We start from the raw sequence: 25,899 nt of genomic DNA on the forward strand, positions 1-25,899 counted from the left end.
CATTAACTTCTGGCACGTATTTTCTTCGATTTGAAAGTAATGAGCGGGCCAAAACATTTGACATAAATGGAAGTGTCACGTATTAATAATATTCTATCTCCTTAAAAAAATTCTATAAATGACCAGTAAAAGTACAATTGGCCGTTCATTTTACTGGTTATTTCTAATGTTTTCTAAATAGATACTCATTATTTATGGTAATTTCTGATTGGTATTTTTTATAGGAACTAATAAAGTTAAAACGGATAAATCTATAAAGAAAATTATTGAAGGAAAGACTGTTGACAAAGAAAAACTAAGTGTGACAATATAAGCCAAATTTTAATTGTTAAATAAAAAGCAAAAAATTCAAATTTTTTTAAGCCAAAATAAAAAAACGTTGATTTATCAACGTTTTTTACAGTATCTATTAGTCTCAACCATACATATATGGAGACGGCGGGAGTCGAACCCGCGTCCAAACACATCGCCACTTAAAAATCTACGTTCATAGTCAACTCATTTGAGGTTTCGCTTTACAGCTTGCCGAGTGACAGGCATTCTGTATCGCTAGTCTGATATTCTCTTTTTCAACTTACAGACGGAAAGTTGAAACGTATCCCACTAAAGTTAGGACCCTTACTCGAGCACATGGGCGATGCCGAGAGGATCTACGCTAACTGTTTTTAGGCAGCTAAAGCGTAAGAGTTGTTTTCGTTTTTAGCAGTTATATTTAACTGTAACGTTTTTACGTAGACGTAACCTACGAAACGCAATTCAAGCTCGACTGTGCCTGTCGAATCCGTAACGTCCCCGTTAGCTAACAAGGGTTACGTGTATTTTTCATACAAAATCAGTATAGCACATCTTGGGATAAATTCAATAAAAAAGCGGATGCTACCCCATTATTTATATAAAACTGTCCCTTTCTTAAGAAAAAATAAGTGATTTTTTTTTAGAAAGGGTCCAGTTTCGAAAAAATGTCCTTAAATCAGATCAAAATGCTTCAATGCGTGGACAATCCCGCCTTCTGTATTTTTCTTTGTGATGAAAGTAGAAAGTTCTTTTAATCCATCATAGGCATTGCCCATAGCGATTTTGTTGTCGCAAGCTTCCAACAAGGCAAAATCATTCGGACCATCGCCAAATCCAAAAGTAGGAACTTCTTCTAATTGAAGTTCTTTTTTCAGTCGTTTGACACCTGCGCCTTTTGAGATTCCTTTCTTCACTGTATCAATCGAGTAAGGACCATTCCGATAAAAAGTTAGCTCAGGAAAATGTTCATGATAGTATTCGTCACCCGATTGAGATAAGATAAGTAACATATTTACTGTATTGTCTTTAAAGCCTAGAGGATCTATTTCCGGCACATCTGAATGGATAAAGTCATAAGCATCGATCATTGTTTGGCTATGACCGGTACACCAGATTTTCTGGTCGTTATAGTAAGAAAGTTCGTGCCCATTCAACTGTACATGATCATACATTTTTTGACATTCTTCTGAAGAAAATGTTTGAGAGTAGATTTCTTCACCGTTTACTCGAATGAAAGAACCGTTCATGGTGACCGCAGAAGTAATGCCCGCATCTTCCATGATCGAGTTGATTTCTGCTTCTGTACGTCCTGTGGCGATGACGGGAAGAACGTTGTTTTCTTTTAATGCATTCATAGCTTTTGCCACTTCGGGTGTGATTTTTGACTTCGCATCTAGTAATGTTCCATCAAGATCAAAGAAAGTGATTGCACGATAATTTGACACAAATAAAACTCCTTTTTTATTGGAATAAGTTTATCTTAACAAAGAATGAACAAAAGACAAACCTTTCGTGAAGAATTCCTGAACATATTGGTTCAGTCAACAATATAGAGTATACTATAAGAAGAGAATTTAGGAGGGAAAGAATGATTTTTTTCAGTATTGGTATCTTATTCTTAATAATTGGCAGTCTTTTTCGGATTCTGCCCTCAAAAGGAAACCTGCCTTTTTATGGGTACCATTCGCCTCTTGCTGCAAAAACAGACGCTCATTGGCGACTAGCACAAAAGACAAGCGGGAACTGGTTTTTCCTTATGGGCTTACTGATGACATTGATCGGTTATTATTTAAAGACATCTGGACATACGAATTATTTTTTGATTGAAATGCTATTATTGGTATTTCCAATTATGCCCATTTTTATTATGACAGAAAAAAAATTACAGAGATATGACCTGGAAACTGGAGGGAACGATAATGAATATTTTAATGATTGAAGATAATCAATCTGTTTCTGAAATGATGCAGATGTTTTTCTTAAATGAAGGTTGGGAAGCAACCTTCAAGTATGATGGAAAAGATGGGCTCGACGCCTTTTTAGAAAACCCCCAACACTGGGACATGATCACATTGGACTTGAATTTGCCTACAATGGACGGCATGCTAGTAGGAAGAGAGATCCGCAAAGTTTCAAGCACAGTGCCAATTATCATGCTGACAGCTAGAGATTCTGAAAGTGATCAGGTGATCGGCTTAGAGATGGGGGCAGATGATTATGTGACGAAACCTTTCAGTCCGCTGACGCTTATTGCTCGAATGAAAGCTTTACATCGCCGTAGCGAGTTGGCAGAGGCTAGAGAAGAAGCAGCGGTTTCAGATGACCATTTTGATATTGAGACCAGTCATTTCAAGATGAATACGAAAACACGAGAAGCATATCTGGACAATCGGCCCATCGAAGGCTTGACGCCTAAAGAATTCGATCTATTGTTTACTTTAGCAAAAAAACCACGACAAGTATTTTCTCGGGAACAGTTGCTTGAACTAGTCTGGGATTACCAGTATTTTGGTGATGAACGGACAGTAGATGCCCATATCAAGAAATTGCGTCAAAAAATTGAAAAAGTCGGACCACAAGTTATCCAAACTGTTTGGGGAGTCGGCTACAAATTTGATGATTCTGGTGTTGCCTAATGCGTTATTTGTATCAGCAACTCTTAGCTTTTTGTGGAATGGTCGCGTTAATCTTATTGATCGTCGGAGTTTCTTTTACGCAACTGACAAAACAGACGATTGAAGAAAACAATTATCAGCAACTGTTTGGATACGCTGAATCAGTTGAAAAGACAACGCAAACCTATGCCGATACACTTCCGCAGTTTAGCCAAGATCAGGCATTTCAAAATGCATTGCTGCTGACGGAGCAAGTACTGACAGAACAAAATGTGAATTTTATATTCATCGACAAAAATGAACGTGTCATTTATCCGACCAATACAGCATTGCTGAACTTTACCTTAACAACGGATCAATGGAAAAATCTGAGGAGTGGGCGTCAAGAGAAATTCACATCGAATAAAAACATTTTAGGGCAAGCACAGGCGACCTCTTACGCACTTGTACCATTCAATTTGAATCATGAATTCTATGGAGCACTTGTAGTCAGTCAACCTGCGCGGAATATCGATAACAGTGTTCGTCCAATTACACTGAACCTGTTCAAAGGCTTCATTTTTTCCAGTATTGTGGCGGTCATTGCCAGTTATGCTTTTGCAGCATTTCAAGTCAAGCGGATCAATCGTTTAAGGAATGCGACGAAAGAAGTGACGAATGGCAATTTTGATGTACAGCTTCCCGTACATGATAAAGATGAATTTGATGAGTTAGCAGATGATTTCAATAAAATGACGAATTCACTGAAAGAATCTCAAGCAGAAATCGAAGAACAAGAAAATCGTCGAAGACAATTCATGGCAGATGCTTCCCATGAGATGAGAACACCTCTTACGACAATCAACGGTCTTCTGGAAGGGTTGGAATACAATGCAATCCCTGAGAATCAGCGAGAAAATGCGATTAAATTGATGAAGAATGAAACAGAGCGTCTGATCCGTTTAGTGAATGAAAATTTGGATTATGAAAAAATCCGTACGAATCAAATCAGTATGGTCATTAAAAAATTCAATGGTACAGAAACATTGAGGAATATTGTTGCCCAGTTAGAAGCTAAAGCAGAGGCAGCAGGGGATACGTTGACACTGAAAGCTGATGATGATATCGATGTTTACGCGGATTATGACCGTTTTGTCCAAATCATGGTCAATATTATTCAAAACGCGATACAATTTACCGAAAACGGCCAAATCATGGTTACCCTGGAAAAAGGTTATCTTGAAACGATCATCACGATCGAAGATACGGGAATTGGAATGTCTGAACAACAAATGAAAAGTATCTGGGATCGCTATTATAAAGTGGATCCTTCAAGAAAAAATACAAAATATGGTGAATCAGGATTAGGTTTACCAATCGTGCAGCAGCTTGTTCGCCTGCATAAAGGAAAATTAGAAGTAGAAAGCGAACTAGGAAAAGGAACGAAATTCACTGTTCGTTTGCCTGACGTAGAAATCAAAGAAGAGTAAAAAAACAAGTGATATAAAAGATCATGAATCGATCTTCTATATCACTTGTTTTCTTATAATAAAAGGACTGATTTAACCCGCAGGCTCTAAACGATCAATGTAAGGACTTTGGGCAATAGTAGCGTCATGCGTAAAGAGTAAAATACCTTGATTTTCTTCATGAGCTAAATAAGAAAGCAAGTGGAGCAGTTCTTGGATCTCCAATATACTAAGTTCATCAAATGTATCTTCAATAACAATATTGTTTCGTTTGGAAAGCAACGCATGAAGCAATTGAAGCTTTACTTTCTCAAAAGGCGTAAGCTCAGTCGCCGCACAATTAAGTAATGAAGAAGAAATATCAAGTTTTTCTTGATAGGCTAAACGATCTTGTTTGATTCCCTTTTCTGGTAAATCTAACAGCACATGGTCTTTGAGCTTTAGGTAAGGAAACATGGGCCAATCTTTTTGAACGATGGCGAAATTTTCCAGATTAGCAACTAGAACTTCTTTTTTTAAATGTTCCAATATCTTATCCTGTTTTTCAAGGGGACACAAGATAACGGTCAAATGGTCAGCGTTAATCAAATATTCAAGTTTCATTACGTTTAGGCCTCCTGCTTTGCAAGTGATGGATAAAAAAAGTGAATGGGAATAGGCTGAGAATCAGACAGCACCCGCTAAGTCCAACAAGTGTTTGGGCAAAGCCTCTAAGAATATCTGTGAAAAACAGATCATTTTGAAAATCGATAGTAAAGAAAGTCTGCTGATCCATCGGAATCGTAAGTCCGCTTACTGAAGTCAAGATATCACGGATATCTGGCAGCTCAGCAGTCTTTAAGACAAGAAAATTGATCCTTTGAAGCAGTGTTTCATAAATCGACTGGAAGCTGACGATCCACAATAAAACCAAGATACAACAAAGAAAGAGAGGAAAGAACAGCTGCCAAAAAATAAAAAGGAACAGTTTGGCTTTAGAAAGACCAGTCAGGCGCCAATTCATCAATTCTTGCTGGTTTTGCCTGAGTGAATAGTAAAAGAAAAAGATAAAAAAGAAGGCAAACAGAAAAAATAAACTGAATATGCCTTTTAGATAAAATCGGCTAGCTAATTCTAAAGCCGGAAGAAGCTCCGTAGATGCAGAAGCACCGATAAATGAAAGCCGATCTTGGACTTGATTCGCTAAAGCCGATTGCAAATGGTAAAGAGTCAGGCATGCTATCAATAAAAAAGCAGAAAAGCTTGAAAATAAACAATAGAGTATTGTCTGCTTTTTGTAATAAATTAATCGAGCAGTAGCATAGTGGATCATTTTCATACTTTTCACCTCTATAAAAAGTATAAAAAATGAATATGAATAAAGTATGAAATTCCTTTAGTAAAATCACGAATTAAAACCAAAACCAGAAATCCTCTTGCAAAAAGCAAGAGGTTGTGAAAAAAGAGCTGTGACAAGATGTTTGTCACAGCTCCTTTCAGATTTGATTTGTCATTCGGAAGAACTTGTGGTCGTTCCGTGAAGTTCTTGATACGTTTGTGTTTTATAAAGATCAACAGTTGATTGTCCGTTGTGTTGACTAAAGACACTAGTTGATTTGTCACCTAGAGATTTTTCAGCTTCTTTTAATTTCTCTAAGCCATTCTTGTAGTCATAATCACTGGTATCAATTGGGTCTAGTCCACTATTCGTATAGAAGCGAAGAAGATCACCGTTATTGATTTGATCAGAAACAGCTAACTGTTTATCAACTTTTTCTTTGAGTGAATCAATTTCATTTTGTACTTCCTCAGTAGGTTCAGTAATGGCTTCACCAGTTTCGTTACTGTAGATGGTACCACCGTAGTAAGTATATTTTGGAGTAACAAAATCGCCATCACGGAAAGAAACAAGCTGTTCATGATCTTTCGAGAATAGATCTTGTCCTAACTGAATATAATTTTTTGTATCTACACCTAGTAAATGAAGCAGTGTAGGCAAAGCATCAACTTGGCCGCCATAAGTGTGATTGATCCCGCCTTGTGTTTGTCCAGGAATATGGATCATATAAGGGACACGCTGCATTTGTGCATTGTCATAATTTGTCCAAGTAGAACTTGTTTTTCCAACTAGTTCTGCTAGATTTTTATTTCTAGAATTCGAGACACCATAATGGTCACCGTAAAGAACGATAACTGAATTATCATACAAGCCGCTTTCTTTCAAATAGTTGAAGAATTCTTGTACGGCAGTGTCTAAATAATTGGCTGTCGCGAAGTAACCGTTAATCGTTTCATCGTTTGTATTGGCTAACGGGAATCCAGCTTCGTCATTGGTGAATTTCGAATAAGGATAATGGTTAGATACAGCAATGAATTTTGAATAAAATGGTTGTTGCAGACGTTCCAAGTATTGTACAGATTGTTGGAAAAATGGTTTATCATGCAAACCGTATTGGAACGAATTGTCATCATTAACGTCATAATAAGAAGAATCGAAGAAATAATCATATCCTAAATTCTTATAGGTCTCGTTTCGATTCCAGAATGTGCCGGCGTTCCCATGGAACACTGCACTTGTGTAGCCTTCTGTTTGACTTAAAATATCAGGTGCAGCTTGGAAAGTATTTTTTCCGCCTAATTGTGTGAACAAGGAGCCTTGATTCAAGCCAAACAATGAATTTTCCATCAGCGTTTCCGCATCACTTGTTTTTCCTGCTTTTACTTGATGGAAAAAGTTGTCAAAACTGAACGTGCTATTGCTGTGGTAAAGACTATTGATGAAAGGTGTAACTTCATGCTGGACACCATTCTCATCTGTCAATTTATAATCGATCAAGAATTGTTGGAAGCTTTCTAAATGGATATAAATCACATTTTTTCCTTTAGCAAGTCCAAACAAATCATCATTTGGTGCTGCGTAATGTTCTTTTACATAATTTTCTACTTCTTTCATATCATTGGGGCTTGCTTCTGCCCGCACTTGGTTTGTCTGGTAAGTTTGAACGCCGTCGTAAACCATGAACGCATTCAAGCCAAGATATTTGACCAAATAATCCCGAGAGAATGTACGAGTCAATAATTCTGGACGATCAGCTTCCGCCATAAAAAGATTTCCTGAGAAAATCATAACGGCTAATGTAGAGATCGCAAAAGCCATTCTTGCTCGAATCGGACGAGGGTCCAACTTGATTTTTTTGGCGATCAGTAGAACAGTCAAGAGAATGAAATCGATCCAATAGATCACGTCATATGGGCGAAACAGTCGAATGGCACTTTCTCCCAGACCACTTGCTACTTTCCCAGCACCTAAAATCGTGTTGATCGTAATGAAGTCCGTGAATTCTCGATAATAAGTGACATTCGAAAAAACAAGCAATGTCAAAAGAAAATAAATGACCATCATCGTGATATAAGCAACTCTAGGGCGTCTGATATAAAGAGCAATTCCAAGTAATAACAGTGTAGTTGCAATAGGATTGATAAACAAGATAAAGTATTGAATGCCACTTTCAATTCCGAGATGGAAATCGACCAAATAGGCAAAAATCGTTTTCAACCAAAGTAAAACGACTAGTAAAGAAAAAAATCCGAGCCTCTTATTCAAAAAGGCAGGTGTTTTTATATATTTCAAGATAATCTTCCTTTCTGCACTTCTTAATCACAGAAGTGTCATGAAACCATGTTACACAGCTCACTTATTCTCATTTATTTTACTAGTATGACAATATAGTGTCAATTGAAACCAGAACTTTGTGCTGTTTCATTAAGGTTTTCTTTAAGCTTGATGAAAAAGGAGCAGTAAGACAAGACCTATGTTTTTTGTTATACTTGAGAAGAGAAAGCTAAAGCAGGTGAAGGAATGAAAGTACAAGTAAAAAAAAGAGCAAGCAGTCGATTGAAAAAAGGATATCCACTGATCCAAAAAGAAGACCTTTCACATCCCCAAAAAGAAACCACGCAATGGGTGGAATTAGTTGATCCGCAAAACCAATTTATCGCAAAAGGATATCTAGGAAAGCAGAATAAAGGGATCGGTTGGGTATTGAGCCAGCAGGATATCCCATTTGATCAATCATTTTTTGAAGAACTTTTTGTGAAGTCAAAAGAAAAAAGAACTTTCTTTTTTACAGATGATTCTACTACCGCTTTTCGTGTATTCAATGGAGAAGGAGACGGAATCGGCGGTCTGATTATTGATTATTATGCAGGTTATGCTGTTTTTTCTTGGTATAACGAGACGTTATATACACATCGTGAATTATTGATTCAAGCTTTTCGTGAAATCTATCCGGAAATCATCGGCGGATATGAGAAAATTCGTTTTGAATCAGTGAATCTGCCTGAGAGCCAGTTCATTTACGGAAAAGAGGCACCGGAGCCCTTGATCGTAAAAGAAAACGGAGTAAAATTTGCCGTTTATTTGAATGAAGGATTAATGACTGGTATCTTTCTAGACCAAAAAGAAGTACGGGGATCATTAGCAGAAGGCTTCGCTTCTGGGAAAACAGTTTTGAATATGTTTAGTTATACCGGTGCCTTTTCTGTTGCTGCCGCAATGGGAGGGGCAATCGAAACGACAAGTGTCGATCTAGCAAAACGCAGTTTGAAAAAAACACAGGAACAGTTTGAAGTGAATGGCCTGGATGTCGATCAGCAAAAAATCATTGTTATGGACGTATTCGAGTATTTCAAATACGCAAAAAGAAAACAATTTTTATATGACATGATTGTATTGGATCCACCAAGTTTTGCCAGAAACAAGAAAAAAGTCTTTCGCGTAGCAAAAGATTATGGGGAACTGGTCAAGGATAGTCTGGATATTTTAGCAGAAAACGGGATACTTATTGCGTCTACAAATGCTGCGAATGTCTCGATCGAACAATTCCAAACAATGATCGAAGAGGAATTCCATGCCAAAAATGTTTCTTTTGAACAACTTGCTTTATATCGTCTGCCAAAAGATTTCCAGACGACGGATACCTTTTTAGAAGGCAATTATCTGAAAGTGTTTGTTTATCAAATTAAAAATAACCATTAGAAGGAGCGATGCAGAGTGGTTCGGATAAAGGGATTGAATATAGGAAGCGGTAGACCAAAGATTTGTGCGCCTCTTATCGGAGCCGTCCGAGAGGAAGTATTACGTGAAGCAGTTCTTGCACGTGAAGCAGGGGCCGACTTAGTAGAATGGCGAGTCGATCATTATCGTGAGGTTTTTTCTTTTGATGAAGTTGCAGAAACATTGGTTCTTATCCATGAGATGCTTGATGGGCTGCCGTTATTATTTACGTTCCGTACCTTAGCTGAAGGCGGGGAACAAGACATATCGATTCGTCAGTATCGCGACCTTTATGAATATGTGATACACACTGGATTAGTAGATATGGTCGATATCGAGTTGTTCAAAGTTGAAAGTTTAGGGAAAGGACTGATAGAGAAAATCAAATCTTTAGATATCCCTTTGATCATCAGTAGTCATGATTTTAAAGAAACACCAGCTGACCCTGTCTTGCTTTACCGACTGAATGTCATGGAACATTTTGGCGCTGATATCGGAAAGTTGGCAGTGACTCCCAATAATGAACGAGATGTTTTGCGATTGATGGAGTTGACTAGACGGGCAAATGCTTTTGTCTCCATGCCTATCATTACGATGTCTATGGGCGATCTGGGGAAAATTTCTCGTCTGGCTGGCGGAACGACAGGATCCGTCATGACGTTTGGTTCCTTAAGCAATGCTTCTGCTCCAGGACAATTACCGGTCAAAGCATTGAAGCAAATTATCCAATTATTAAATGAACCGTTGTAGAACAAGTTTGAGGTGATATTTTTTGGCAAAGAAAAAAATAGTAAAAACGAATGCGATCCGTATGGTCGAACAAAAAAAGATTCCCTATACAGAACACGAATATGAATGGGACGAAAACCATCTAAGTGCGTCCTCTGTCGCCGAACAGCTCCCAGAGAGCCAATCTCGTATATTTAAAACACTGGTTGCTGTGGGCAATGTGACGGGGCCTCTTGTTGCTGTGATACCGGGAGAAGCCGAATTGAATCTAAAAAAATTAGCAAAAGTTTCAGGGAATAAAAAAGTAGAAATGCTTCATTTGAAAGATTTGGAAGCAACGACCGGATACATACGTGGTGGCTGCTCGCCTATAGGAATGAAAAAACTATTTCCTACTTATTTAGATCAAATAGCAGAAAGCTATGAACAAATCATTGTATCAGCTGGCAGAAGAGGGCTGCAGATGGAGTTAGCACCGCAAGATATCTGTGCATTAACGAGCGGACAATTTGCAGATATAAAACAATAAATCATACGTATAAAAGAAAGAAGGAGGCCGGGATGTTGTTTGCCCAGCCTACTTCTTTCTTTTTTATACATTATGCTCTTTGCCCAGCATTCATTCCTGCTACATGTCCTGTAGCGAAAGCCGCTGTGATGTTAAAGCCGCCAGTATAACCATTGACATCCAGTAATTCTCCGGCAAAATACAGACCATCAATGATTTTACTCTCCAACGTTTTAGGATGAATTTCCTTTAGAGAAACCCCTCCGCCAGTTACAAATGATTTCTCAATAGGAAAAGTCTTGTTGATCGATAACTTAAACTCTTTGCATAATTGAACGAAATCTTGAATTTGTTTTTGAGAGGCTTGTTGTCCTGTTAGGCTGTCCATTTCAAGCCGCTCAAGAAAGAAAACCAACAATCGCTCAGGTAATAGACCGTGCCAAGCATTTACCAAGTTCTTTTTGGTGGTTTTACTTTTTTCTGTCAAGAAATGAATAAGCTCTTGTTTGGTTTGTGTAGGGAAACAATCCAGAGAAAGTGTCACTGGTTCTCCCGTTTTTTCTAATTCTTTATTGACAAAACTTGAACAACGCAGTGCAGCCGGACCAGAAATACCGAAATGGGTGAAAAGTAAATCCATCGTATGTTCAGTCAATACACGGCCTTTTTTATTTAGAACACGTAAAGTGATGTCCTGTAAAGAAAGCCCTTGAAGTGTTTTCTCCTGAATATACGGTTCATCCGATATCAAGGGGGACTCTGTCGCATAAAGAGGCGTCACCGTGTGACCCACTCGCTTCACGATCTTGTACCCATCTCCAGTAGAACCAGTAGAGGGATAAGTCCGACCACCAGTCGTTAAGATAACGGCAGGAGCATGGAACTCTTCGAATTCCGTGCGTATACCGTAAATTTTATGTTCTTTGTGGATCAATTTCTCTACCCGAGTAGCGAATAGGATCGTCACATCTAGTTCTTTCAGACGATTGAGCAATGCTTCAATAATCGTTTTTGATTTATTTGTCACAGGAAACATCCGTCCATGATCCTCTTCTTTTAAATGTACGCCTTGTGATTCAAAGAAGTTCATGATATCGAAATTATTCCATTGCGCAAATGTACTATATAAAAACTTTCCATTTCCAGGAATATGTGCGATTAAATCATCAACAGGACGATTATTCGTGACGTTGCACCGACCACCACCTGTCATCAGTAGTTTTTTTCCTGCTTTTTTGTTTTTTTCGATCAAAAGTACGCGTGCGCCTTGTTCAGCTGCGCTGATCGCTGCCATCATCCCGCTTGTTCCAGCGCCGACTACAATCACATCATACAGTTTTTCCATTCCCTCACCTCAAGGAAAGTGTAGCATATTTAAAGAAAGAAAACAGAAAAAAATGTTTTGAGCCAAAAGAGAAAATGAGCTAAAATGAGGGAAGATAAGCAAAGGAGCGTGGAACGATGACAAACGCAACAGAATATGTTCAAGCAATTCAAGAAAAGCTACATCAAAAGGATCAAGGACAAGAAGAATTTTTACAAGCAATCGATGAATTTATGCCCACAGTGATGTCTTTTTTGGACACTCATCCCGAATATATCAAAAAGAATATTTTAGAACTTTTAACAGAACCAGAAAGAATTATTCAATTTCGAGTCCCTTGGCAAGATGATAAAGGAAACTGGCGAGTAAATAGAGGCTACCGTATCCAATACAATTCAGCTATCGGCCCTTATAAAGGTGGATTACGCTTCCATCCCAGTGTCAACCTAAGTATCTTGAAATTTTTGGCTTTTGAACAGATTTTCAAGAATAGTTTAACCGGTCTGCCAATCGGCGGAGGAAAAGGTGGAAGTGACTTCGATCCTAAAGGGAAATCTGATAATGAGATCATGCGTTTTTGTCAAAGTTTCATGTTGGAATTGTCAAAACATATCGGGCCATCAATTGATGTTCCTGCAGGAGATATCGGTGTAGGAGCTAGAGAGATCGGTTATTTGTTTGGCGAATATAAACGATTGAAAAAATATGATACTGGTGTGTTGACAGGTAAACCTCTGGATTTTTGGGGAAGTAAGATACGTACAGAAGCGACTGGATACGGATTGGTCTATTATGTCAAACATCTATTGAACGAAGAAAAAGATTCATTTGATCAAAAAACAGTTTTTGTTTCCGGAAGCGGGAATGTAGCCATTTATGCAATCGAAAAAGTGCAAGAACTAGGTGGAAAAGTGGTTACATGTTCAGATTCCAACGGGTATATCTATGATCCAGAAGGAATAGACGTGTCACTATTGAAAGAAATCAAAGAAATCAAGCGCCAACGTTTAACAGAATACGCGAACCAACGTCCTTCTGCTGTTTATCATGCTGGAGAATCTGTTTGGACATTGAAAGAAAAAGCGGATATCGCTTTGCCATGTGCTACTCAAAATGAAATAGACGAAAGCTTGGCTGAAATCTTAGTAGAAAATGGGATCAAAATCGTAGCAGAAGGCGCTAATATGCCATGTACAGTAAAAGCTGTTTCTGTTCTTCATGAAGCAGGCGTGTGGTATTGTCCAGGAAAAGCTGCTAATGCTGGAGGAGTGGCAGTATCTGCTTTAGAAATGAGTCAGAACGCCCAGCGATTGACTTGGGAAAGAGAGCAAGTGGATGAGCAGCTGGATCAAATCATGGAAACGATTTACCATACATGTCGCCAAACAGCCGCTGAGTATGGTGACGAAAAGAATCTGCTTCTTGGAGCAAATGTTGCTGGATTTGAAAAAGTTGCCAAAGCAATGGCAGCAGAAGGTTTAGTTTAAAAAATGAAACTTTCTTGGAAATATTGTCAGCATTTTGTTTATTTGCTTGAAAAATAATAAAAAAAAACGTAAAGTATTACCTGTAGAGTAAACCTATAAGGAGGAGAACAAATGGCACACATTCATTTTGACTATTCAAAAGTAGCACCGTTTGTCAATGAACATGAGTTAGGGTACATGCAAAGCCAAGTAACAGCAGCCCACAACGAATTACGGGAAGGAACTGGCGCAGGAAGCGACTTCCGCGGTTGGATAGATTTACCAACGAACTATGATAAAGAAGAATTTGCACGTATCAAAGAAGCAGCTAAAAAAATCCAATCTGATTCTGAAGTATTAGTTGTTATCGGTATCGGTGGTTCTTATTTAGGCGCTCGTGCAGCGATCGACTTCTTGAATCACACATTCTTCAATCTATTAGATAGCGACACACGCAAAGCACCACAAATCTTCTTTGCCGGAAATTCAATCAGTTCAACATATATCGCTGATTTGATCGAAGTAATCGGTGATCGTGACTTTTCAGTAAACGTTATTTCAAAATCTGGAACAACTACTGAACCAGCGATTGCTTTCCGTGTATTCAAAGAGCTTCTTGTTAAGAAATACGGACAAGAAGAAGCAAACAAACGTATCTACGCTACAACAGACAAAGCAAAAGGTGCAGTTAAGGTAGAAGCAGATGCAGAAGGTTGGGAAACTTTCGTGATTCCTGATGACATCGGCGGACGTTTCTCTGTATTGACGGCTGTTGGTTTGTTACCAATCGCTGTTAGTGGAGCAGATATCGACGCATTGATGCAGGGAGCTGCTGATGCAAGCAAAGCTTATTCAAGCGACAAACTAGAAGAAAACGAAGCTTACCAATACGCAGCAATGCGCAACATTCTTTACCGTAAAGGCAAAGTAACTGAGTTGTTGATCAACTATGAACCAGGAATGCAATACTTCTCAGAATGGTGGAAACAATTGTATGGCGAATCTGAAGGAAAAGACCAAAAAGGCATCTATCCTTCAAGCGCAAACTTCTCAACTGATTTGCACTCTTTAGGACAATTCATCCAAGAAGGACGCCGCAATATTTTTGAAACAGTTGTGAAAGTTGAAAAACCTCGTAAATCAATCACGATTCCTGAACAAGCAGAAGACTTAGACGGTCTAGGCTACTTGCAAGGAAAAGAAGTGGACTTCGTAAATACAAAAGCATTTGAAGGAACATTGCTTGCTCATACAGACGGTGACGTACCTAACTTGCTAGTCAAAATTCCAGAAATGGATGCTTACACATTGGGTTACACAATGTACTTCTTTGAAATTGCTGTAGGTATTTCAGGTTACTTGAATGGAATCAACCCATTCGACCAACCAGGTGTAGAAGCTTACAAGAAAAACATGTTCGCACTTCTAGGAAAACCAGGCTTTGAAGACCTTGCGAAAGAATTGAACGAACGCCTGTAAGATAAGGGTTTTTCGCTAGATTTAAAAAATCAGTGATAGAAACATGTTCGCTTCTAAATAAAATTAGTGATAGTTTTAGTGATAGTGAACTTAAAAAAAGCACTCAATTTGAGTGCTTTTTTATTTGCTCTTCTATATAGTTTTCTAGTTGATTCATTGATCTTTTTTTCACTTCGGGAGAAATATGGGCATAGACTTGTGTAGTAGAAACATCTTTATGACCTAAAAAATCTTTGATATCTTCTAAAGGTATTCCTGCTTGTCTCGTTCTAGCTGCAAAAGTATGTCTGCCATCATGCACAGTTATGTGGGGGAGATTAGCACGTTTTTCAATTCTGTGAGAAGCACCATTAACAGTTCTATCCCTTATTGGAATACCTTTATTTTTTCCGTAAGTGTTTATAAAAATAAATGCTTCGTGGTCATCTGTTTCAGGTAAAAAACCAAATTCTTTTATTACTTGATTTCTTAAAGTCAATAAGGCTTTCTTTACTCGTTTTGTCAAAGGCAATGACCGTGTACCAGATGGGGTTTTTGTGTCATCTGTAATAATCAAACCTTTGTTAGGGCCTTTTTCAGCAGCTCCAAGTCGTTCACGATTAATATTAAGTGTATTCTGAGAAAAATCAATATCAGCCCATTGAAGCCCTAAAGCTTCTGATTTTCGCAATCCTTGATCAAATATAATAAGAAAAAAGGGATACCATATAAATGATTTTTCTTTTTTGGCAAATTCGAGAAATAGTTCAGATTGATCAAAAGTATAATATTTAACTTTCTTTTTATCAGATGGATTTCTTGGAAACTCAACAAAACTAGTAGGGTTATTCTTTATATATCCTAACTGAATAGCTTTTTTGAAAGCATTGCTAAGAGTGGCATTAATACTTTTGGCTGTTGTTACTGAGAGACCTTCCTTAGTTCTCCCCAAACCCTTTTTAGTAAGTAACTGATTGATGAATCTTTGGTGATCAGCTCTAGTATATTTATCTAGTTTATATTTTCCAATATATGGATTGATGTACATTTTTATATTTGCTCTGTGAACAATTCTTGTTCCTTCTTTAACATTCATTTTATAGTTATTAATCCAATCGTCCATAAACTTTTCTATAGTCAAATTTTTAGGGTTTTTTTGTGTATATTCTTCTGAAGCTATTTCACCTTCGATAATTTTTGCGAATCTTTCTGCTTCTTCATGACTTTTAAACCCTTTTTTATGAATCTTTTTCTGTAGCTTAGTACCAGGATCAATTCCATTTGATATATAGACTTCATAACGATATTCTTTTGATTTTTTTAAATAGTACTTTTTAATGGAAGCCATTAAAATCAATCCTTTCGTATTTCATTTCTAATAATAAGAATATTTTAGGGGAGGTATGTGATTTGAACGAATATTTAGAAAATCTTCGTATTAACAGAGTTTTTATACGAACTTATGTTCTTTTATATTTAAAAAGAAAAGCCCGAAGGCTGATCTTAAACTATTACAATGCAACTAATTAGGGCCGAGCGTATTGATTCCCTCGAGGGGCACGACTATACCCAGCATTATCAGCATCTATTTGAGTCATATATTGATAATTATTTGGATTTGTAACACGAGAATAGTACTTTCCACTATCTGAACGAGCGAAAACCATACCATTTGCAGCGATAGACCACTGGCCATCAACAGTGTATGAATTATTTTGTTGTTCAGCTTGACGTTGAGCTTCAGCAGCTTGCTGTTCTTGAGCCTGACGCTGAGCTTCAGCAGCTTGTTGCTTTTGTCGTTCTGCTTCAGCTGCCTCATTAGATTTTATAGTTGAATCAACATTGACTAAGCGATTTAGTAATTCTTGGTTTCCACCAGGTATAGATTGGATAGCTGATAATGCTGCATTGTAGTTATCTCTAGTTGGATTAGCTTCAGCTTGTTCCAGAATGGTTTTAGCTGTTGAAGTTTTTTGATTAATTTCTTCTTGGCGTTTTTTCTCAGCCTCTTTAGCTTTTTGTTCTTCTTGGCGTTTTTTCTCAGCCTCTTTAGCTTTCTGTTCTTCTTGGCGTTTTTTCTCAGCCTCTTTAGCTTTCTGTTCTTCTTGGCGCTTTTTCTCAGCTTCTTTAGCTTTTTGTTCTTCTTGGTGCTTTTTTTCAGCCTCTTCTTTAGCTTTTTGTTCTTCGGCCTTTTTCTTTTTAGCTAATTCTTTAGCCTTTTTTTCATCTTTTTCTCGGCTTTCAGAAGAGACAGATACACTAGAAGATGAAGATTTAGCGTCTTTGTGTACATCTGCTTGTCCAGTTGTTGGTGGAGCAAGAGCCCCTCCGATTACCATAACTATAAAAGCTACTAGAATTCCAATACTAATCTTTTTCTTTGAACGTTTCTTCTTGGAGAAAAAAGAATATACTAAAAAACATACTCCAAATAGAAAACCAAAGAACCCAACTAAAATTAAAAACGTACTCATTTATTCCTCCTTGTTGAATATATCACTGGGTAAATCAAGTATTTACTCCCACTTGAAGGCAGGTAGTGATAGTCGCCCTTAATAAAGCCTTAACAAAAAGAAAGCCCGAAGGCCAACCTTTTTTAATTAGTAGGGATAGTTTTTTCAAAACTTCCATTATCCATAAAATCTTTCATGATTATAGGAGAACCTGGATAAATAATTTCTACACCAACAACTGCATCAACAGTAGCATCAGGCTTAACATCTGTATCGCCCATCTTTACAAGATCTGGTTTGTAGTCTTGAGGGAACAAGCCATTTGCTCCATTCAATAGTTCTTCGGTTTTATCTGTTTCCTGTATAGGTTTGATTGATGTAGCGAATGCCATCCAAGGACTTTGAGCTTTGTCAGATTTATTAGTATATTGAATTTCAATAGCTAATATTTTTTTATTTGGATCATATTGGCTAGATAATTCTTCAGTGTTTTTTATTACAATCTTTGATGAATCGTCTTCAAAAGTTGTATCACTTGTAGATTTTTCTTCAGTACTTGAATCCATAGAGTTGTTGCTCTCTAAAGTAACCATTGTAGAAGTATTAGTAGTCGTTTTTTTAGGCACATCAGAGTTTGAATCGTTGTTACCACAAGCACCTAATGTGATGCTCAAAAACAAAATCAATCCTATCCCAACTATTTTTTTCATATTTTCCTCCAAAAAAATAAAATAATTTACTCCCACTTTGAGGCAGGAAGTAGTAGCCGCCAATTAAATTAAAAATATATACGCGCTTTCAGGAAGTCCGTATAAATTTGTTAATTTCTCAATTTAGAGATGATTTCTATAAATCCAATAATTCCTTTTTCTTTATATTAAATTCTTCTTGGTTAATTATTCCGTCGTCTAAAAGTTCTTTATATTTTCTTAACTCATCAGCAGGAGAAAATACTTGATTTTCTGCTATAATATTTATTTGTTCTTTAGAGGTTTCTTTTAACAATATGTCTAAAGTTGATAATATTTTATCAGCTTGTACAATAGCATTTTTATATAACATTGAGCTACGTTTTGTTTTCTTACTGATCAGTGGCAAATATATAACTGGTTTATCCAGATCATTCATATTAATTTTTATATTAAGATGCTCTATAATAGTATTATCTTTCTTTTTACCAGTAACTGCTCCAACGATGGCTCCTACACCACCAAAAGCTAGGGCACCTATAGCAGCTCTTCCTAATCCTCCTGAAGAAATAGAAGTTCCATTTTCGACTAATTCGTAACTGTTTATTTTATCTAAATCATAAATAGAACTAGAATTAAAGAGCCCCTTGATTTTAAATTGTCGTTTTTCTGTATCTATAAAAATACTTTTCTCAATTGTTCTATTAGGAGTAAAATCTTTTAATTTTCTTAAGTTTTCTTCTTGTTGTCTTTTTTTTAGTAATTTCTTTTCTTCATTTTCTTCTTGAATTAATAATTTTTTTTTTATTTTTTCTTCTTTCTTTTGGCTATTGCCAAACAAGCCCATGCTTCTCACTCCATTATTTATATTTATAATATTTAGAAATTCATAATACTTTACAGCAATCAATCAAACCACTCGAAAACGCCTACAGTTCCATTAGACTTAAATAAGATTTTATAGTTCTTATAAGCTAGACCGTCTGGATAAATCTTAGAATATGTTCTAACTGCATTTTTTAACGCCTCTGTTGTTATGCCTAGAAATTCTGCTGATTCCCACATAAATGTGAATCTTTCATTATAACAATCTATAAAATCTTGTGGAGTAACCAGCAGTGTAAAGCCAATATCTCTAGCTTTTTGTTCTTGTTTTCTTTTTTCATTAGTGTCCTGATCGACAATATCCCCAACGCTAGATAAGTGGTGACCGATTTCTTCAGTTATAGTGCTTGCCATTTCTTGAATTGATTGTTCTGGATTTAAATAAATGACATTATCGATATACAATCCTTTTTGTTTCTCTGGCATATACTTCTCAAATTTATATTCTAAATTGGGAAACTTAGACATGAATTTTTCGACCTTATCCACTCAACAACACCTACTTACTGTGATCTCTATTTTTAATGTAATCAATGAAATTTAATATTTCCTTCATTTCATCATCTGAAACATCGTCATCAATGTGAGCAGCAACAGTTTGTTGTTTTTTAGTATAAGTCGAATCATTCTTTTGGTTTCTTCCATGAAGATAATCTAAAGTTACTCCAAAATAGTCTGCAATTTTGTTTTGGATTTCTACATCAGGAGTTCTTCTGCCTTGTTCGTAAGATGAGTACGTAGTTCTAGCAACACCTAATAATTTTGCCATATCATTTTGGGTTAAATTTCTTTGTTTTCTTAATTCTGTTAAACGATTACCAAACATTTTTTACACCTCCTAATGATTCGCTTCGTATTAATCATACTACGCATATTGCGTATAATAAATATAAACAAAAAAATGTGTCAAAAAGAGTATTTTATCGTTGACGTGCGTCAAAATGAGTAGTACTATAAAAGTACGCAATTCGACACATTGAAAGGGGGTGTTTTTTAATGAATAACTGGCTAGTTAAAATGCGGACATCAAAAAAAATGACGCAAGATGAAGTAGCTCGATTAGCTGATATACCAAGAACAACGTATTCATCTATAGAGCAAGGAAGACGTAGACCATCTGTCGAGAATGCTATGCGTATAGCATCCGCATTAGACTTCGATTGGACTATTTTTTTTGAGAAAGAAAGACGCGAATTGACACGTAAGGGGGTTACCAAATGACACGACAAGAAAAAATAAACATTGTACTTGATGCTAGACCACGTTTGATTCACATCATCAAATGCGCTAACGATGATCAACTTGATCGCTTAGTTGCAGAAGTTCAAAAAGAACTTCAACGAGAATTAGATGAAGCGGCTTTTGTTTGATTTATAAATCAATAATATAGGGAATTTGTTCATATTACTATGTGGGTAAATAAGAAAAAGGAGTGGGGAAAATGCTAAAACAATCAGTGGTGATTAGAGAGCCGTTAGTTGAAGCGATTAATAAGAGTGGTGAAACCAAGAAGGAAATAGCAAGGCAAATCAATGTATCACAACAATCACTAAGCGATTGGTCAACGCCACATAATACAAAGCCAGTCACACTTGAAAATGCCCAAGCTTTAACTGATCACTTTCGAGATTCTGATTTTACTCTTCAAGTGATTCATGAGTTTTTCGGTCTATTCAAATCAATTGATGGTGATGTTTATAGAAGAGATCCATCTTCGTTAGATAAGTTGCAAATGATTGAATCTGGCGAACGTAAACAGAAGAAACAAGAAGTTGAGAAAATTCTTCTCAAACAAGTCAATTATTTAACCGCTGACGATCGTCAACAAATAATCTCATACGCCTATGAGTTTTTAGACGAGATTATGGTTGAAGTAACTCTTATCAGTGCATTATGCGAAATGCTTGGTATCGACACCCGTAAGCTCAGTGAGCAGCGATTATCGTACTGGGTAAATCAAGGATATATGAAAGGAGAGTTAAAATGAAAGTTTCACAAATGGAAAAAGTGGTTCCTTTAGCTCCAAAAAAGAAGCCAAAAGAAAGAGTATGGAAGAAAGCTAAAGATATTGCTGAATATTTCGGTGTCTCAGTAGCTACTATTTCCAAATGGACTAATTCAAATAATGATCCATTACCTTCCCGAAGAGTTAGAGGTGTTTTGCAATACGATTTTGAATTAGTTAAAGAATGGGAAGAACGCAATACTAATTAGAGAGGAGAGTGAAGTAATGAGAACGGTATTTAAAATGACTGTCAAAAGTGCTTTGCTTATGAGCCTAGTAGCAATCGTACTGGCAAGTATTAATCCAGCATATGCACTTATTTATTGGGGAACCTTAGTAGCGGTTACTGCTGTAAGAGAAAGTTTCAAAATGCCAACACAAAAAAGACCGACCAGCGACGGCAATCGCTAATCGGCAACATAACAAAATAACTTAACTGTATTTTAGCACGAAAGGAAGGCTAAAACAATGAATGATTTTGGACAAGCGCTTGATCAATATTTAACGACTCCCGAATGGGGCACGCCACATAAAGAGGAGGAAGACGATGAGTAAATCTACCTTAGAAATGAGCTATCAAGAATGGCTCGAAGACCGTAAGAAAGGTATCGGAGGTTCGGATATCGGAACGATTTTAGGATTGAATAAGTGGAAATCACCTTATCAACTCTGGCTAGAAAAAACAGGACAAGTCGTAATTGAAGAATCAGAAAATGAACCAGCTTATTGGGGCAATGTCTTAGAAGAAGTTGTTGCCAAAGAATTTCAAGAACGAACAGGCAAAAAAGTACGCAGAAGAAACCAAGTGTTTGAACATCCGTTACATCCATTTTTAAGAGCAAATATTGATCGTGACGTAGTAGGGGAAAACGCCATTCTTGAATGCAAAACAGCTAACCAATTTCTTGGTAAAGAGTGGGAAGGAGAAGAAGTCCCGCTTAGCTATCTCTGTCAGGTTCAACATTATATGAATGTTTTGAACAAAGATTATTGTTATATCGCTGTGCTGATTGGCGGACAAAGATTCATTTGGAAGCGAATTGCGAGAGATCAAGAATTAATCGATACAATTACAGAACGCTTGGTTGAATTTTGGGAAACAAATGTAGTTGAAGGTATCGAGCCTGTAATTGACGGAAGTGAAGCGACTGCTGACTTCTTAAAAGAAAAATATGCAGATGTAGAAGAAAATCAAACAGCTCTACCATCACGTTTTGATGAACTTATCGAGCAAAAAAGAGAACTCAAGCGGACGAAAAAAGAAATTGAGTCAGCTATCCGTCAAGTAGACAACGAGATTATCAGCGAGCTAGGAAAACGTGAGGCAAGTATTGGCATTACACAAAGGAACATCATCAGCTGGAAACTTGTTAGTACTAAACGCATGAACACGAAGAAACTAGCAGAGAAATATCCAGATATCGCAAGTGATGAAGAAATCTATAGCATTACTGAATCTAGAAGATTGACAGAAAAGGAGATTAAATAATGGAAAGATGTCCCCGCTGTGGAAGCGAAGTTAGAGAAACATCTTGGAGTTATTGTACGATTTGTGGATTACCACTGAAGGAGGAAAAGAAAAATGGCAACAAATGAATCGTTAAAAAAACAACTGACTGAACAAAATACTCAAGTGGTTGACCCATCAAAGTTAGGTTTTAAAGCTTTGATGAGTACGCCAGCAATGAAGAAAAAATTTACTGATATTCTACATGAAAAATCGGATTCTTTTATGGGATCGCTCATGACTTTAGTTGGTGGCGATAACTATCTATCTAAAGCTGAACCAATGACCATTATTGCTTCCGCACTAAAAGCAGCAACTATGGATCTACCCATCGACAAAAATTTAGGATATGCCTATGTTGTTCCATTCAATAGAAAAGAAAAAGTTGGAAAAGAATGGATTACACATAATGAAGCATAATTTATCTTGGGGTATAAGGGCTATATTCAGCTAGCACAACGATCTGGTCAATACAAAGCGCTAAATGCTTTAGAAATATACGAAGGTCAGTTGATTGACTGGAATCCTTTCACAGAAGAATTTCAATTCGATTATAAAGCCAAACAATCTGATACAGTCATCGGTTATGTAGGTTTCTTCGAATTATTAAATGGATTCAAAAAAACAGTTTATTGGACCAAACAAGAAATTGAAAGCCATCGGATCAAGAACGCCAAAGGCTTTGACAAAGATAAATTAACAGGTGCTTGGAAAGATAATTACGATGCAATGGCTATTAAGACAGTATTACGTAATCTTCTTTCAAAATGGGGAATTTTGTCAGTAGAGATGCAAACGGCAGTTACTTCAGATGAGAAAGTTTTCCGACTAGATGAAAACGAAAATTTGATTGAAGAAACGACTTTGTCAGAAATTGAACCAGAACTAAAAGAGGCAGAACCTGTTGCAGAAGATGTACAAACTGGATTATTTGATGCATCTAATCCGCCGTTAAACAAATAATGAGGGAGTTTTCTCCCTCAAATTACTAGAACGAAAGGAGGGACTCAATTGGATTACATCGGACAGCTTAATGCTTTCGACAATTGGCTTGAATATAACGAGCTTGGCGCTGGTCCCCAATTGCTTTGGTACAAGCTTATGGCTATAGCAAACAGAAGTGGATGGCAGAGCGAATTATCGATTGCCAATACAAGGCTACAAGCAATGACTAAAACGTCTGAAAAAACATTGATTAATAATCGAAACCAATTGATCCAAAATGGACTCCTTCAATATAAAAAGAGAGGTCGTACAAAAGCTGGAGTTTATATTCTTTCCGATCTAACTGGAAATTTTACAGTAAAAACTACAGTAGATAATACAGTAGAAAATCCCACTACTGGAAATATTCCAGTAGATGGTAAAGTAAATTCGAAAGTAAATAGGGAAGTAAATCCTTCAGTAGATTCTACAGTAAATCCTTCAGCTTATATAAACAATACAAAACAAAACAAGACAAATAAAGAAGATGATATAGGCGTGTATGAATTCATCCAAAAAAACTGGGGGAAAGCACCTACTGGACTTTTGCAAGGAGCATTAGGACCGATGATTAAAACTTGGGGAGCAGATATGATTCTCTTTGCTTTTAAATTAGCTTTCGAAAACAACGTTGAGATGCCAGGGTTGAAAAAATACGTTGAAGCGATATTAAATTCATGGAGTAATCAAGGAATTAAGACAATGGAATCAGCAGAAAAAGCCCAAGAAGCTTTTAAGAACAAGAAAAAGCAAAACTATCTTCCTAAACGTCAAAACAATGTACGGCGTGAAAAGTTGCCTGATTGGGTCAACAAACCTCAAGAAGAAAAGACACTAGATCCTGATAAAAAAGCAGAATTAGAAGCCCGCTTTGCTGCTTATCAGGCTAAGAAGGAGGCGCTTCTTGAGAATGAATAAATATCGTAATCGAAAAACTATCCATCGAGGTATCAAGTTCGATTCTATCGCAGAAGCAGAGTACTACGATCTAGCCTTGTGGCAAGCGGAAGCGAATGGCTGGAAAGTGAGACTTCAAGAAAGATTTGAACTGATGCCGAAATTTGAACTAGAAGGAAAGAAGTATCGCAAGATCGAGTATATTCCTGACTTCACATTTTATAAAAACGGCAAACTTGTCAAAGTCGTAGATGTCAAAGGAATGCAGACAAAAGACTTTAAGATCAAGGCAAAGTTGTTCTGTCATCAATATCAAGTTCCGTTGATTTTAGCTAAAAAATATCGGAATACGTTCAAGGAAGAGCGTTTTTAACGAGGTGGTCCATCATGACAACAGAAGAAGCGATTCAAATGCGCATTCGAAGCCTTCAGCGTGAGATTGACGATCTGGAACGAACAAAGGCAGTGATGGTCAATGAAACGGCGAGAAAGGCAATCGATTTGCACATAGAGAATTTAAGAAGGGAAATTCGTAGATTGGAGGAATAAGCGTGCATAAGATAGCAGTAATGAAAAAAACGACCAAATGGCCGTTTACTTCGATATAGCGCTTATAAAATTTATTTTGATTATTCGATAGATTGCTGTAAAAACTGAGAGGATAAGAGACAAATAACCTAATGGGATACAAAAGAATGCAGGCTCAATCAATATTCCATTTGCATCAACGTAAGAACCAACAAATGAATGAGTCGCAAACAAGATCAAACTAACAATAAAAAACAGAATAGAAACTTTAAAATTTTTCATCTATAACGCCTCCTAATTTTTTAATTAATTGTATATTAAAAATATTAAGAATTCATTAGTATGACAAAATTGTTAGTTATACATGAAGGGCAAAAAATAAAAGCTAGCCGAGTAGTGACTAGCTAAAATATAAATTTAACCAAAGTAATAAGCTATCAATATAGCAACAAAATCAAATATAACATGTGTACTCCAACTTGTAATCAATGAATTACTTTTAATTGCCGCTTGGTTAAAAATTAACCTTGCAACTCCTTGTATTAAAAGAATATGGACTAGAGTATGAAATACATTACCATTGTCATAGGTTGAATAATGAATCAATCCAAATAAAATTGCGGAAAAAACACTAGCGATAGGAATACTGAATTTACTAGAAAAGATTGAAAGAAAATAAATAGAAAATAGTTCTTCACCTAGTATCATTATAGGCAAAACGATTAACAATAGTGGCTGAAAGGCTTCAGTAACAGAATTTCCTGAAAGATTCCAATGCAATAAATTTTCCAAAACATAGGATACGATAAAACTCACAACGATGTTTAGAAGTAAATAGATAAAAATATTTTTTATTGGAGCGATAGGTTTAGAAAATAAATACTTTATATTTCCTTTTCCGTAAACATAACGAAACGCTATGAGACCTGTGACAGTTAAAGCTAAAATGCTAATTACAGATGGGCCATATAATAAACCTAATATACCTAATATAACAATGAGTGTACCTAATATCAATTTGCCAGCATTTAAATCTCTTTTTAATAATTTATTCATGTGCATCATCTCCTGATA

The 25,899-nt window shown here is 36.6% G+C and carries 30 protein-coding genes, 1 other RNA gene and 1 pseudogene; 18 read left to right on the top strand and 14 right to left on the bottom strand.

Annotated features, from left to right (window positions below):
* Positions 1-427: 427 nt before the first annotated feature.
* Positions 428-794, bottom strand: a transfer-messenger RNA (tmRNA) gene (ssrA, locus tag IGJ53_RS05120).
* A gap of 171 nt (positions 795-965) precedes the next feature.
* Positions 966-1,739 (bottom strand): Cof-type HAD-IIB family hydrolase, encoded by a 774-nt coding sequence (locus tag IGJ53_RS05125; protein ID WP_010732276.1) that lies wholly within the window; start codon positions 1,737-1,739, stop codon positions 966-968.
* 143 nt (positions 1,740-1,882) lie between these two features.
* Between IGJ53_RS05125 and IGJ53_RS05130 the strand changes: the two genes are divergently transcribed.
* Genes IGJ53_RS05130 through IGJ53_RS05140 form a run of 3 tightly spaced genes read left to right on the top strand, consistent with a single transcriptional unit; the run spans position 1,883 to position 4,378 of the window.
* Positions 1,883-2,233: an SdpI family protein gene (locus IGJ53_RS05130; protein ID WP_002290403.1), complete on the top strand. Its 351-nt coding sequence runs from the start codon at positions 1,883-1,885 to the stop codon at positions 2,231-2,233.
* A complete protein-coding gene (locus IGJ53_RS05135) occupies positions 2,214-2,930 on the top strand; it encodes a response regulator transcription factor (protein ID WP_010732277.1) in 717 nt (238 codons plus the stop codon). The genes IGJ53_RS05130 and IGJ53_RS05135 overlap by 20 nt, the downstream gene beginning before the upstream one ends.
* Positions 2,930-4,378, top strand: a complete 1,449-nt coding sequence (locus tag IGJ53_RS05140; protein ID WP_002290405.1) for a sensor histidine kinase — start codon at positions 2,930-2,932, stop codon at positions 4,376-4,378. The genes IGJ53_RS05135 and IGJ53_RS05140 overlap by 1 nt, the downstream gene beginning before the upstream one ends.
* Before the next feature lie 72 nt (positions 4,379-4,450).
* Here IGJ53_RS05140 and IGJ53_RS05145 read toward each other — a convergent pair whose 3' ends face one another.
* The 3 genes from IGJ53_RS05145 to IGJ53_RS05155 form a co-directional block, all read right to left on the bottom strand.
* On the bottom strand, positions 4,451-4,960 hold the full coding sequence (locus IGJ53_RS05145; protein ID WP_010732278.1) for a hypothetical protein: 510 nt from the start codon (positions 4,958-4,960) through the stop codon (positions 4,451-4,453).
* The gene (locus IGJ53_RS05150) at positions 4,950-5,675 is read right to left on the bottom strand and encodes an FtsX-like permease family protein (RefSeq protein WP_010732279.1); all 726 of its coding nucleotides are present in this window, start codon (positions 5,673-5,675) and stop codon (positions 4,950-4,952) included. Before IGJ53_RS05150 ends, IGJ53_RS05145 begins: the two co-directional genes overlap by 11 nt.
* Positions 5,676-5,846: 171 nt before the next feature.
* Complete coding sequence (locus tag IGJ53_RS05155; protein ID WP_010732280.1) at positions 5,847-7,967, bottom strand: LTA synthase family protein; 2,121 nt, start codon at positions 7,965-7,967, stop codon at positions 5,847-5,849.
* A gap of 228 nt (positions 7,968-8,195) precedes the next feature.
* On the opposite strand from IGJ53_RS05155, the gene IGJ53_RS05160 reads away from it, so the two are divergent.
* From IGJ53_RS05160 to ybaK, 3 genes are read left to right on the top strand one after another with little or no spacing between them, the layout of a single operon-like run.
* Positions 8,196-9,374, top strand: coding sequence for a class I SAM-dependent rRNA methyltransferase (locus IGJ53_RS05160; protein ID WP_259741530.1), 1,179 nt, complete (start codon positions 8,196-8,198; stop codon positions 9,372-9,374).
* Between the two features lie 15 nt (positions 9,375-9,389).
* The gene (aroD, locus tag IGJ53_RS05165) at positions 9,390-10,142 is read left to right on the top strand and encodes a type I 3-dehydroquinate dehydratase (protein ID WP_010732282.1); all 753 of its coding nucleotides are present in this window, start codon (positions 9,390-9,392) and stop codon (positions 10,140-10,142) included.
* Between the two features lie 22 nt (positions 10,143-10,164).
* Positions 10,165-10,650, top strand: coding sequence for a Cys-tRNA(Pro) deacylase (gene ybaK / locus IGJ53_RS05170; RefSeq protein WP_010732283.1), 486 nt, complete (start codon positions 10,165-10,167; stop codon positions 10,648-10,650).
* A gap of 70 nt (positions 10,651-10,720) precedes the next feature.
* Here ybaK and IGJ53_RS05175 read toward each other — a convergent pair whose 3' ends face one another.
* Entirely contained in the window at positions 10,721-11,974 is a 1,254-nt protein-coding gene (locus IGJ53_RS05175) for an NAD(P)/FAD-dependent oxidoreductase (RefSeq protein ID WP_010732284.1), read from the bottom strand.
* A gap of 116 nt (positions 11,975-12,090) precedes the next feature.
* On the opposite strand from IGJ53_RS05175, the gene gdhA reads away from it, so the two are divergent.
* Both gdhA and IGJ53_RS05185 read left to right on the top strand, forming a co-directional pair.
* Entirely contained in the window at positions 12,091-13,440 is a 1,350-nt protein-coding gene (gene gdhA, locus IGJ53_RS05180) for an NADP-specific glutamate dehydrogenase (protein WP_010732285.1), read from the top strand.
* 111 nt (positions 13,441-13,551) lie between these two features.
* Entirely contained in the window at positions 13,552-14,898 is a 1,347-nt protein-coding gene (locus tag IGJ53_RS05185; RefSeq protein ID WP_002290415.1) for a glucose-6-phosphate isomerase, read from the top strand.
* 103 nt (positions 14,899-15,001) lie between these two features.
* Here the strand turns inward: IGJ53_RS05185 and IGJ53_RS05190 are convergent, their stop codons facing one another.
* The 6 genes from IGJ53_RS05190 to IGJ53_RS05215 form a co-directional block, all read right to left on the bottom strand.
* A complete protein-coding gene (locus IGJ53_RS05190; protein WP_259741532.1) occupies positions 15,002-16,225 on the bottom strand; it encodes a tyrosine-type recombinase/integrase in 1,224 nt (407 codons plus the stop codon).
* Between the two features lie 178 nt (positions 16,226-16,403).
* The gene (locus tag IGJ53_RS05195) at positions 16,404-17,351 is read right to left on the bottom strand and encodes a hypothetical protein (protein ID WP_061573480.1); all 948 of its coding nucleotides are present in this window, start codon (positions 17,349-17,351) and stop codon (positions 16,404-16,406) included.
* 122 nt (positions 17,352-17,473) lie between these two features.
* Entirely contained in the window at positions 17,474-18,040 is a 567-nt protein-coding gene (locus IGJ53_RS05200) for a DUF5067 domain-containing protein (protein WP_259741533.1), read from the bottom strand.
* 136 nt (positions 18,041-18,176) lie between these two features.
* The gene (locus tag IGJ53_RS05205) at positions 18,177-18,866 is read right to left on the bottom strand and encodes an SHOCT domain-containing protein (RefSeq protein ID WP_061573481.1); all 690 of its coding nucleotides are present in this window, start codon (positions 18,864-18,866) and stop codon (positions 18,177-18,179) included.
* A gap of 59 nt (positions 18,867-18,925) precedes the next feature.
* Positions 18,926-19,372: an ImmA/IrrE family metallo-endopeptidase gene (locus IGJ53_RS05210; RefSeq protein ID WP_375379627.1), complete on the bottom strand. Its 447-nt coding sequence runs from the start codon at positions 19,370-19,372 to the stop codon at positions 18,926-18,928.
* A gap of 31 nt (positions 19,373-19,403) precedes the next feature.
* Positions 19,404-19,730, bottom strand: coding sequence for a helix-turn-helix transcriptional regulator (locus tag IGJ53_RS05215; RefSeq protein WP_010732290.1), 327 nt, complete (start codon positions 19,728-19,730; stop codon positions 19,404-19,406).
* Positions 19,731-19,900: 170 nt separating this feature from the next.
* Between IGJ53_RS05215 and IGJ53_RS05220 the strand changes: the two genes are divergently transcribed.
* The 10 genes and pseudogenes from IGJ53_RS05220 (at position 19,901) to IGJ53_RS05265 (ending at position 24,846) form a co-directional block, all read left to right on the top strand.
* Positions 19,901-20,125: a helix-turn-helix transcriptional regulator gene (locus tag IGJ53_RS05220; protein ID WP_259741535.1), complete on the top strand. Its 225-nt coding sequence runs from the start codon at positions 19,901-19,903 to the stop codon at positions 20,123-20,125.
* A complete protein-coding gene (locus tag IGJ53_RS05225) occupies positions 20,122-20,274 on the top strand; it encodes a hypothetical protein (RefSeq protein WP_162846314.1) in 153 nt (50 codons plus the stop codon). The genes IGJ53_RS05220 and IGJ53_RS05225 overlap by 4 nt, the downstream gene beginning before the upstream one ends.
* Before the next feature lie 62 nt (positions 20,275-20,336).
* Positions 20,337-20,891 (top strand): hypothetical protein, encoded by a 555-nt coding sequence (locus tag IGJ53_RS05230; protein WP_259741536.1) that lies wholly within the window; start codon positions 20,337-20,339, stop codon positions 20,889-20,891.
* The gene (locus tag IGJ53_RS05235; RefSeq protein ID WP_002290430.1) at positions 20,888-21,118 is read left to right on the top strand and encodes a helix-turn-helix domain-containing protein; all 231 of its coding nucleotides are present in this window, start codon (positions 20,888-20,890) and stop codon (positions 21,116-21,118) included. Before IGJ53_RS05230 ends, IGJ53_RS05235 begins: the two co-directional genes overlap by 4 nt.
* A gap of 16 nt (positions 21,119-21,134) precedes the next feature.
* Positions 21,135-21,320: a hypothetical protein gene (locus IGJ53_RS05240; RefSeq protein ID WP_002290431.1), complete on the top strand. Its 186-nt coding sequence runs from the start codon at positions 21,135-21,137 to the stop codon at positions 21,318-21,320.
* Positions 21,321-21,456: 136 nt separating this feature from the next.
* The gene (locus IGJ53_RS05245; protein WP_438749715.1) at positions 21,457-22,398 is read left to right on the top strand and encodes a YqaJ viral recombinase family protein; all 942 of its coding nucleotides are present in this window, start codon (positions 21,457-21,459) and stop codon (positions 22,396-22,398) included.
* A gap of 93 nt (positions 22,399-22,491) precedes the next feature.
* Positions 22,492-23,379 (top strand): annotated as a pseudogene (locus tag IGJ53_RS05250) (recombinase RecT).
* Between the two features lie 48 nt (positions 23,380-23,427).
* Positions 23,428-24,318, top strand: coding sequence for a DnaD domain protein (locus IGJ53_RS05255; RefSeq protein WP_202764718.1), 891 nt, complete (start codon positions 23,428-23,430; stop codon positions 24,316-24,318).
* Positions 24,311-24,670, top strand: coding sequence for a DUF1064 domain-containing protein (locus IGJ53_RS05260; protein ID WP_104856279.1), 360 nt, complete (start codon positions 24,311-24,313; stop codon positions 24,668-24,670). Before IGJ53_RS05255 ends, IGJ53_RS05260 begins: the two co-directional genes overlap by 8 nt.
* 14 nt (positions 24,671-24,684) lie before the next feature.
* Complete coding sequence (locus IGJ53_RS05265; protein WP_259741538.1) at positions 24,685-24,846, top strand: antitoxin; 162 nt, start codon at positions 24,685-24,687, stop codon at positions 24,844-24,846.
* A 45-nt stretch (positions 24,847-24,891) separates the two neighbouring features.
* Here the strand turns inward: IGJ53_RS05265 and IGJ53_RS05270 are convergent, their stop codons facing one another.
* Both IGJ53_RS05270 and IGJ53_RS05275 read right to left on the bottom strand, forming a co-directional pair.
* Positions 24,892-25,107 (bottom strand): DUF3955 domain-containing protein, encoded by a 216-nt coding sequence (locus tag IGJ53_RS05270; RefSeq protein ID WP_081156589.1) that lies wholly within the window; start codon positions 25,105-25,107, stop codon positions 24,892-24,894.
* 135 nt (positions 25,108-25,242) lie between these two features.
* Positions 25,243-25,881, bottom strand: a complete 639-nt coding sequence (locus IGJ53_RS05275) for a CPBP family intramembrane glutamic endopeptidase (protein ID WP_081156590.1) — start codon at positions 25,879-25,881, stop codon at positions 25,243-25,245.
* Positions 25,882-25,899: the final 18 nt, after the last annotated feature.

This window comes from Enterococcus sp. DIV1283b (genome assembly GCF_051710965.1).
GTDB lineage: Bacteria > Bacillota > Bacilli > Lactobacillales > Enterococcaceae > Enterococcus_B > Enterococcus_B lactis.

Coding starts and splice junctions, on each gene's coding strand:
- IGJ53_RS05235 (WP_002290430.1), top strand. CDS start 20,888: ATGAAAGTTTCACAAATGGAAAAAGTGGTTCCTTTAGCTCCAAAAAAG.
- IGJ53_RS05160 (WP_259741530.1), top strand. CDS start 8,196: ATGAAAGTACAAGTAAAAAAAAGAGCAAGCAGTCGATTGAAAAAAGGA.
- IGJ53_RS05275 (WP_081156590.1), bottom strand. CDS start 25,881: ATGAATAAATTATTAAAAAGAGATTTAAATGCTGGCAAATTGATATTA.
- IGJ53_RS05145 (WP_010732278.1), bottom strand. CDS start 4,960: ATGAAACTTGAATATTTGATTAACGCTGACCATTTGACCGTTATCTTG.
- IGJ53_RS05130 (WP_002290403.1), top strand. CDS start 1,883: ATGATTTTTTTCAGTATTGGTATCTTATTCTTAATAATTGGCAGTCTT.
- IGJ53_RS05200 (WP_259741533.1), bottom strand. CDS start 18,040: ATGAAAAAAATAGTTGGGATAGGATTGATTTTGTTTTTGAGCATCACA.
- IGJ53_RS05245 (WP_438749715.1), top strand. CDS start 21,457: ATGAGTAAATCTACCTTAGAAATGAGCTATCAAGAATGGCTCGAAGAC.
- IGJ53_RS05175 (WP_010732284.1), bottom strand. CDS start 11,974: ATGGAAAAACTGTATGATGTGATTGTAGTCGGCGCTGGAACAAGCGGG.
- IGJ53_RS05240 (WP_002290431.1), top strand. CDS start 21,135: ATGAGAACGGTATTTAAAATGACTGTCAAAAGTGCTTTGCTTATGAGC.
- IGJ53_RS05260 (WP_104856279.1), top strand. CDS start 24,311: ATGAATAAATATCGTAATCGAAAAACTATCCATCGAGGTATCAAGTTC.
- IGJ53_RS05140 (WP_002290405.1), top strand. CDS start 2,930: ATGCGTTATTTGTATCAGCAACTCTTAGCTTTTTGTGGAATGGTCGCG.
- IGJ53_RS05205 (WP_061573481.1), bottom strand. CDS start 18,866: ATGGGCTTGTTTGGCAATAGCCAAAAGAAAGAAGAAAAAATAAAAAAA.
- IGJ53_RS05185 (WP_002290415.1), top strand. CDS start 13,552: ATGGCACACATTCATTTTGACTATTCAAAAGTAGCACCGTTTGTCAAT.
- IGJ53_RS05270 (WP_081156589.1), bottom strand. CDS start 25,107: ATGAAAAATTTTAAAGTTTCTATTCTGTTTTTTATTGTTAGTTTGATC.
- IGJ53_RS05265 (WP_259741538.1), top strand. CDS start 24,685: ATGACAACAGAAGAAGCGATTCAAATGCGCATTCGAAGCCTTCAGCGT.
- IGJ53_RS05190 (WP_259741532.1), bottom strand. CDS start 16,225: ATGGCTTCCATTAAAAAGTACTATTTAAAAAAATCAAAAGAATATCGT.
- IGJ53_RS05150 (WP_010732279.1), bottom strand. CDS start 5,675: ATGAAAATGATCCACTATGCTACTGCTCGATTAATTTATTACAAAAAG.
- IGJ53_RS05220 (WP_259741535.1), top strand. CDS start 19,901: ATGAATAACTGGCTAGTTAAAATGCGGACATCAAAAAAAATGACGCAA.
- IGJ53_RS05195 (WP_061573480.1), bottom strand. CDS start 17,351: ATGAGTACGTTTTTAATTTTAGTTGGGTTCTTTGGTTTTCTATTTGGA.
- IGJ53_RS05215 (WP_010732290.1), bottom strand. CDS start 19,730: ATGTTTGGTAATCGTTTAACAGAATTAAGAAAACAAAGAAATTTAACC.
- IGJ53_RS05225 (WP_162846314.1), top strand. CDS start 20,122: ATGACACGACAAGAAAAAATAAACATTGTACTTGATGCTAGACCACGT.
- IGJ53_RS05135 (WP_010732277.1), top strand. CDS start 2,214: ATGAATATTTTAATGATTGAAGATAATCAATCTGTTTCTGAAATGATG.
- gdhA (WP_010732285.1), top strand. CDS start 12,091: ATGACAAACGCAACAGAATATGTTCAAGCAATTCAAGAAAAGCTACAT.
- IGJ53_RS05210 (WP_375379627.1), bottom strand. CDS start 19,372: ATGTCTAAGTTTCCCAATTTAGAATATAAATTTGAGAAGTATATGCCA.